This window comes from Nonomuraea basaltis (genome assembly GCF_005893125.1).
Lineage (GTDB): Bacteria > Actinomycetota > Actinomycetes > Streptosporangiales > Streptosporangiaceae > Nonomuraea > Nonomuraea basaltis.
On the sequence record NZ_VCJS01000375.1, the window covers coordinates 1 to 7,520 of the forward strand.

A 7,520-nucleotide genomic window follows, 5' to 3' on the forward strand; every position below is an offset into this window, starting at 1 on the left:
CAGGGTGGCTACGGTGACCGTGGTCCGCGTCGTGAGGGCGGATACGCCGATCGTGGCCCCAGGCGCGAGGGCGGGTTCCGTGACGACCGCGGACCTCGTCGTGAGGGTGTGTCCCGCGACGACCGTGCCCCGCGTCGCGAAGGCGGGCCCGGGGGTGACCGTGGGCCCCGCCGTGAGGGCGGTTTCCGTGACGATCGGGGTCCGCGTCGCGAGGGCGGGCCAGGGGATGACCGTGGCCCGCGCCGTGAGGGCGGCTATCGGGAATCTCGCCCGTTCTCGCGGGACGACCGCGGCGGGCGTGAGGAACGTCCCGCGGGAGCCCGCGCCAGGTTCGGCAGGCCGGAGCAGGACACCGAAGCCCCGCCGCGCGAGAGGCTGCCCGAGGTCGCGCCCGACATCACTGCGGACGAGCTCGACAAGGAAGTGCTCGAGGAGCTCCGCTCCCTCCCCGGCGATCTCTCGGACCTCGTGGGAAGGCATCTGGTCGCCGCCGAGCGGGCGCTCGAGGACGACGACGCGGACCGGGCGCACGAGCACACGAAGGTGGCGCGCCGGTTCGCCGCCCGCATCGGTGTCGTACGTGAGGCCGCGGGCATCGTCGCGTACCGTGCCGGGCACTTCTCGGAGGCGCTGAGCGACCTGAGGGCGGCACGGCGGATGACGGGGTCGGACGCGTACCTGCCGATCATGGCCGACTGCGAGCGTGGTCTGGGCCGTCCTGAGCGGGCCATCGACCTCGTACGCTCGCCGGAGGCCGAACGCCTCGACCGGCCCGGGCGCATCGAGCTGACCATCGTCGAGTCCGGCGCCCGCCGCGACCTGGGCCAGCACGACGCCGCCGTGATCACCCTGCAGCGCCTGCCCGAGCTGCGCGACCCGCAGCCCAAGCCCTGGTCGGCGCGGCTCGCGTTCGCGTACGCGGACGCGCTGGCCGAAGCCGGGCACGAGGAGGCGGCCACGGACTGGTTCGGCAGGGCGATGGCGTTCGACGAGGACGGTGAGACGGACGCCGCGGAGCGGTACGCCGAGCTGACCGGCGCCGTCATCGAGGACGTCGAGGAGGACTTCGACGAGGAGGACGACTTCGACGACGCCGGGCTGGCCGACAGCGGCGAGGGGACCGTGGTGGACGACGACGTGGACGACGCCGCGGCTCTCGCCGAAGCAGGCGACCTCATGGACGCCGAGCCGGAGACGGCCGAGCCGTTGAACGCTGTCGAGCCGGAGACGGCCGAGGCGCTGAACGCTGTCGAGCCGGAGACGGCCGAGCTTTCGGATGGTGAGGTCGAGTCCGACGACGTGCCAGGCGATGATTCGGACGAGGCGGAGTCTGCGGGCACCGAATCCGGTGAAGCCGAGGCTGTCGACGTTCCGGACAGTGCGGAACCTGACGAGCCGGTCACGGACGACGCTGGTAACGAGCCGAGTGCCCCTGCTCCGGTGGTGCAGACGGACACTCCGGGCATCACGCCGGCGTTCATCGAGCCGGACTTCGGTGACACGCTGGATGAGCAGGACGATCCCGGCCAGAACCGGCAGAAGAACGACGACTAGCTGAACTGGCGCCACGCTCCGCCGTACCCGGCAATCCGGTACGGCGGAGCCGCTCGCCCTCCCGCCGTACGGCGAGGCGTCTCTCCTGATAACCGAGGGACGCTACGGCTAGATCTTGAGAGTTACGGCGAGTTCCTGAGACCTGGGGGACGGCTACCGTGAGTTCTTGAGTGCTGAGTGACGGCTACGGCGAGACGCGGTCGAGCCAGTGGAGGATGCCCGCGACGTTCGACGGGGCACCGCTCAGCAGCTCGAACTGCTCGGCCGTCGCGTCATCGGACTTCAGAGCCGTGTACCGATCCCTGGTCCGGTCCCTGACCATCGCGACCGCGTGATCCAGATCCATGCCCTCCGAATGGGCCTGCCGCGTGAGATCGACCCAGATGCGAAGCTCCTCGGCGGACCGTTCGAGGGTCTGCTGGACGGCCTCGACCGGCCCGTAGTGGCTGAACAGCAGGCGTTGCGGCCCGAGCGCCCCGAACAGCGCGATCGAGTCGAGGGCCGTCTGCAGGTCGAAGTCCGGCGGCGGCGTCGCGGGACGCAGATCGCCCGTCTCGGGTAGGTACACGCCTGCCGCGTCGCCGACGTACAGATCTCCGGTCGCCGAGTCGACGAGGCCCACGTGGTGCTTCGCGTGGCCGGGGGAGTAGTGGCTGTTGAGCGTGCGCCCGTTGCCCAGGTCGATCGCGCCGGTGTCGCCCAGGGCGACGATGCGCTCGGCCTCGGTGGGGGACAGCTCGCCGAAGAGGTCGTCGAGCCGGTCACCCCACACCATCCGCGCACTCGCCATCAACCGTGACGGATCGGCCAGGTGGCGGGCGCCCTTCTCGTGTACCACGACCTGCGCGGACGGGAAGAACCTGGCGATGTCTCCCACTCCGCCGGCGTGATCCAGATGAATGTGCGTCACCACGACGGTGGCCAGGTCCTCGGGACCGACACCGAGCGAGGCGAGCGCGTCACGCACCACGGGAGCGGAGGTCGAGGTACCGGTCTCCACCAGGCATGGGCGGTCACTCAGAATCAGGTAGCCGGCCGTGATGCCCGAGTAGCCGGCCATCTTGGTGTCGATCTCATAGACGTCGCCGCCTAGAGCAGTGATGTTGTCCACAGGCACTCCCGAGCGTACAGCCGTTGTCCCCAGAACGGCGTTCCAGCCGATCCAGCCTCCTCCTCATCGTAAAGAGTGATCTCCACCAGAGCATCGATAGGAGGACGACAGTGGACCGAAACGAGGTCTTGCTGGTGGGGAGGCTCTCCGCGGCCGTCGAGGAGTACTCCATGCCGAGCGGCGACACCGTGACGAAGTGGCGCATCATCGTGCGCCGCCGCCGGCCGCACAGGCGAGGGGTCACCCTGACGGACAGCATCCCGTGCGTCACGTTCAACCCCGAGACGGCCGCCGTGCTCCGGGGTCTCAAGCCGCGCGACTACATCGAGGTGACGGGCTTTTTCCGCTGCCGCGTCTTCGGCCCTTCGGCCGCCAAGATCTGGAGGTACGAGGTGGAGGTGAGCACCGCCAAACCGGTCGAGGCTGCGGCGGCCACACTGCCAGAGCCCGACGACGACCACCCCGTCGCGGACCACCCGCCTGCGGACCGCCTCCCCGCGGGTCACTCCACAGTGGACCGCCTGCCCGCGGGCCACTCCGCCAGGGACCAGCCCCCTGCAGACCAGCCCCCTGCAGACCTGCCCTCTGCGGACCGCCCTACCGCGACAGTTGCCGCCCTGGTTCCTGTACAGGGGTCCTTCTTGGCGCGGGCAAGCTGACCTGATCGGAGGCGTGCCTGCCCATGGCCATCCAGCCGAGAGGACGGGGACGACGGGGCCCGAACGCGGGCGGGAGCGTGCGCGTAGGGGCGTCTGGGATGCCGTCCACGGCGGCTCCCTGGCCGGGGTGCGCTGTGCGTCTCCTCGATCGGTGGGCACGCTGAGCTGGTCGGAGGCGCGCCTGCCCATGGTTGTCGGGCCGAGAGAGGACGGAACCCAACGCGGGCGGGAGCGTCCGCGTAGGGGCGTCGGTGGATGCGTCCATGGCGGCTCCCTGGCCGGGGAGTGCGCTGTGCGTCTCCTTGATTGCGGGAGGTGAATGCCGGTTGGGTCAGTCGATCGCGAACGTTCGGAGGACAAGGCCCGTTCTGGGTTTGGGGCCGAAGGAGGTGGATTTGCGTGGGACGCGTTCGCTGCCTGCGGCGACGGCCAGCACCTCGTCGGTCGCGAGCGGCTTGAGGATCACGGCGGTGCCGCCCGTGCGGGTGGCTAGTCGCACGGCGGCCTCCGTGTCGTGGTGGACGATCTGTACGGCCTGATCGTCGTCGCGCATGCCCCACACCCTGGGAAGGATGAACTCCGAGAGGATGGAGGTGTTGAGGGAGTTCCAGCGGTCGGAGTGGTCGGCCGGCATGGCATGGGCGAGCTGAACTGGGTCGGGATCGGTGAGCAGGTGCACGCCTTCCGCGCCGGCGAGCAGGAAGGCCGGCTCAGGGGCGTCCTCGAGCGCCGCGAGGCCCTCGGCCAGGTCCTCATATTCCTGAACCCGCCACGACCCCCTGGCCCTGGCGGCCGCCTCGGGTAGGGGCAGACCGGGGATCACGCGGTGGATGGCCTTGAGGTCGGGTGGGTACGCGCTCGAATCGACGAGCAAGGCCAGACCGAAGTCCCATGGGGCGACGAGGGTTCCACTAGCCGCCGTCGGTCTCGATCGGCCTTCCTCAGCGGGAGCGGCTGCGGCGGTGTGGGCGTGTTCGGCGGCGGTGGACTGTGGCGGGGCGGGCTCTGAAGTGGCGCCGGTGGACCGTGGTGGCTGGGGCTCCGACGCGGCGGCGGTGTTGGTCTCTGAAGTGGCGTTGGTGCGTTGCGGTGGCTGGATTTCCGATGTGGCGGCGATGTGCGCCGTTGGGGCGGCCTGTGAAGCCCTGTGAGTGGCGCGTTCTTGGCGTTGGAGGATGCGGTATGTCGCATATCTGTGGTGGCCGTCGGCGATCAACGCCTGGCGATTGTGGAGGTCGGCGTTGATCGCGGCGATCTCTGCTTCGTTCGTGATCGCCCACAGGCGGTGTGTGAGGCCGTCTTCCGTGTCGGCGGACACGAGGGGCCGGCGTTTGGCCGCCACCTCGTCCACCAGGCCGGTGGCTATGCCGTTGCCGCCGTCGTAGAGGAGGAAGATCGGTTCGAGGTTGGCCTCTGTGGTGCTCATGAGTGCGAGCCGGTCGGCGATCGGGCCGGGCATGACGTCCTCGTGGGGCAGGATGATGTGCTGTCCCGGGTCGGTCAGGGCAACGTCGCCGATCAGGCCGCGCTGCAGGAGGTCCGGCCCGCTCTGCTCGTACACGTAGATCGCCGGCACGTCGTCCGCGACCAGGATGCCCGCGTCCAGCCAGGCTCTCAGCATGTCCCGGGCTTCGGTGTATCGGGCTTCGAGCGGGACCTTGGTGGGCTGGGCGGTTGCTGTTCCTGGCCCTTCTGGTGCCCTCGGCTCTGGTGTCCTCGGCTGTGTTGCGCTCGGCTCTGTTGCGCTCGGCTCCGTTGGGCCCGGCTCCGTTGGGTGTGGTGGAGAGGTGGGTGATGGTTGGAGGGAGGAGTTGCTGCGGGATGAGCAGGGAAGGATGAGGCGAACGACGTTGTTCGGGTGAAGTCGCAGGAGGGCGTCGACGTCCGTGTCAGAGATCAGGTCGTAGGGTGGGGAGGTCACCTTGGCGGGATCTTCAACAGCGAAACGCACGCCTCGGAAGGGCCGTAGCACCAGCCCATCAGGCACCGGCAGTTCAGGAGTCCCCATACGGGGCATGCTCCCATAAATGCATGCGCCTTCCGGAAGTCGCCCCTTTGGTTGCAGCCGTGCCCGTCCGGAGCAGGGCAGGGCGGGTCTGTCGTCCAGCGATGAAGGGAGTCCTCACCCATGTCTCATGACGGAAACGTACATGGTGAAACCTCTGGCACCCCCGGGGGCGGTGTTTACGACTGGTACCAGCGCGGGGTCAAGCTGCTGCAAGAGGGCAGTCCGGCCGCCGCGGCCGCGTTGCTCGAGCGCGCCGCCGCGGCCGAGCCTGAATCGCGCAGCATTCTTGAGGCGTTGGCTCGGGCGCAGTTCAATTCGCGGCAGTACGCCGAGGCCGCCGCCAGCTTTCGGCAGATCGTGGACGCCAACCCGGCTGAGGACTATGCCTATTTCGGGCTGGGGTTGTCGTTGTGGCGGACCGGGGATGTGGAGGGGGCGCAGGAACCGCTGGCCATTGCGGTCGCCATGCGCCCGGATGAGCGGCATTACGTGTCGGCGTTGAAGAGCGTTCGTGCTACTTTGCGGGCTCGTCGGGAAATGTAGGGCTGGGGGTTTGGCGTTCCTTTCCGCGCCGCGTTCCCGGCCCCTTTGGGGCCTCGGTGCTGGAGGGCTCACAGGACTTCATGGGCGGTCCCGTAAGCGTGGTTTCAGGCGTGGCGGGGCTCTGTGGGCGGTCCTGTGAGCGTGGCTCCGTAACTGGTGGTCCTGCGAGCGTGGCTCCGTGATGGTGGTGTCAGGCGCTGTGGCGGGTGGCGTTGGTGGTGATGGCGGCCTGGTAGTACGCGGCCAGGCCGGCGGCCGTCCGGTCGATGGAGGTCGTGAAGCGCGGGTCGGAGACGTACAGGTCGCCGAGGCCGCGGTGGATCTCGTACGTGCACGTGTAGCACCAGCGGGTGATGTGGGCCCGGTGCTCCTCCGCGAGATCCATGGCCAGGCCGCCGTCCGCCGGCGCGCCCGCCCGCATCGCCTCCGCCATGCGGGCGGAGATCTCGGCCGCCTCCGCCGTGAAACGCTTCCAGTCCTCCTTCGTGAACGACGACGTGCGGCGCGCCGACTCCGTCCAGGCCTGCGTGCCACCCCACCGCTGCTCGGCCTCCGCCGCGTGATCGTCGGGATTGAAATCGCCGAACAGTCCGGCGCGTTCCTCGGGAGTGAGGTTGAGCTTCGTGGACATGGTCATCCCTCCTGTAGCTGGGTACAGGGGCGACGCTAAAGTCTCACGCGGCGTGAGAGTCAAACGGGAAGAGGCGCTGTGCTGATCGACGGGTATGACACCCTGCTGCTCGACCTGGACGGCGTCGTCTACTTGGGCAGCCACGCGGTGCCTGGCGCCCCGGCCGCCCTGGAGGAGGCGCGCAGGCGGGGGGTGCGGCTGGCGTACGTCACGAACAACGCCTCCCGGACGCCCGCCGCCATCGCCGCACATCTGCGCGAGCTCGGAGCGCCTGCCACGGCCGCGGACGTGGTGACCTCCGCGCAGGCCGCGGCGCGGCTGATCGCTGAGCGGGTGCCGCCCGGGTCGAACGTGCTCGTCGTCGGCGGGTCCGGGCTGCGGCTGGCCGTACGGGATCGGGGGCTTCGACCGGTTTCGACCGCCGCCGAATCTCCTGTCGCCGTGGTCCAGGGAATCGCGCCCGGCCTGTCGTACGGGCTGCTGTCCGAGGGGGCGCTGGCGGTGCGGCAGGGGGCGTGGTTCGTGGCGTCCAACAGGGACAGCACGATGCCCACCGGGCGCGGGGAGCTGCCGGGGAACGGGGCGATGGTGCGGGTCATCGCCGCCGCCACCGGGGTCGAGCCGGTGTACGCGGGCAAGCCGGATCCGCCGCTGCATCGGGAGTCGGTGATCCGTACGGGGGCTCGGCGGCCGCTGGTCGTGGGGGACCGGCTGGACACCGACATCGAAGGCGCCTCGAACGCCGGGGTCGAGAGCCTGCTGGTGCTCACAGGGGTGGCCACGGCCGTGGACGCGCTGACGGCGGAGCCCCGGCATCGGCCCACGTACATCGCCGAGGGGCTGGATGCGTTGCTCCTGCCCTATCCCGAGGTACGGGACGGAGCCTGCGGAGGGTGGCGGGCCCGGTGGCAGGACGGCGTGCTGCGCCTGGACGGGGACGGGAGCAGGATCGACGGGCTGCGGGCGGCCTGCGACGCCGCATGGGCGGCGGCGGGGGAGGGGCGGGTCGAGGAG

The 7,520-nt window shown here is 69.9% G+C and carries 8 protein-coding genes; 4 read left to right on the forward strand and 4 right to left on the reverse strand.

What is annotated here, in order from left to right:
* Positions 1-480 (reverse strand): hypothetical protein (locus EJK15_RS73895; RefSeq protein WP_206062209.1); only part of this gene is annotated, 480 nt, incomplete at its 3' end.
* Between EJK15_RS73895 and EJK15_RS73900 the strand changes: the two genes are divergently transcribed.
* Positions 469-1,554 (forward strand): hypothetical protein, encoded by a 1,086-nt coding sequence (locus EJK15_RS73900; RefSeq protein WP_240778057.1) that lies wholly within the window; start codon positions 469-471, stop codon positions 1,552-1,554. The genes EJK15_RS73895 and EJK15_RS73900 overlap by 12 nt on opposite strands.
* A 184-nt stretch (positions 1,555-1,738) precedes the next feature.
* On the opposite strand, the gene EJK15_RS65780 is transcribed toward EJK15_RS73900, so the two are convergent.
* Entirely contained in the window at positions 1,739-2,665 is a 927-nt protein-coding gene (locus tag EJK15_RS65780) for an MBL fold metallo-hydrolase (RefSeq protein WP_138720350.1), read from the reverse strand.
* Positions 2,666-2,775: 110 nt separating this feature from the next.
* Between EJK15_RS65780 and EJK15_RS65785 the strand changes: the two genes are divergently transcribed.
* Positions 2,776-3,324 (forward strand): single-stranded DNA-binding protein, encoded by a 549-nt coding sequence (locus tag EJK15_RS65785; protein ID WP_171075360.1) that lies wholly within the window; start codon positions 2,776-2,778, stop codon positions 3,322-3,324.
* A 331-nt stretch (positions 3,325-3,655) separates the two neighbouring features.
* On the opposite strand, the gene EJK15_RS65790 is transcribed toward EJK15_RS65785, so the two are convergent.
* Positions 3,656-5,341, reverse strand: coding sequence for a DUF1015 family protein (locus EJK15_RS65790; protein ID WP_338089971.1), 1,686 nt, complete (start codon positions 5,339-5,341; stop codon positions 3,656-3,658).
* A 111-nt stretch (positions 5,342-5,452) separates the two neighbouring features.
* On the opposite strand from EJK15_RS65790, the gene EJK15_RS65800 reads away from it, so the two are divergent.
* Entirely contained in the window at positions 5,453-5,875 is a 423-nt protein-coding gene (locus EJK15_RS65800) for a tetratricopeptide repeat protein (RefSeq protein ID WP_138720352.1), read from the forward strand.
* A 190-nt stretch (positions 5,876-6,065) separates the two neighbouring features.
* Here EJK15_RS65800 and EJK15_RS65805 read toward each other — a convergent pair whose 3' ends face one another.
* Positions 6,066-6,506, reverse strand: a complete 441-nt coding sequence (locus tag EJK15_RS65805) for a TipAS antibiotic-recognition domain-containing protein (RefSeq protein ID WP_240778058.1) — start codon at positions 6,504-6,506, stop codon at positions 6,066-6,068.
* Positions 6,507-6,584: 78 nt separating this feature from the next.
* Between EJK15_RS65805 and EJK15_RS65810 the strand changes: the two genes are divergently transcribed.
* The coding region (locus EJK15_RS65810) for an HAD-IIA family hydrolase (RefSeq protein WP_138720354.1) at positions 6,585-7,520 on the forward strand (936 nt) is incomplete at its 3' end.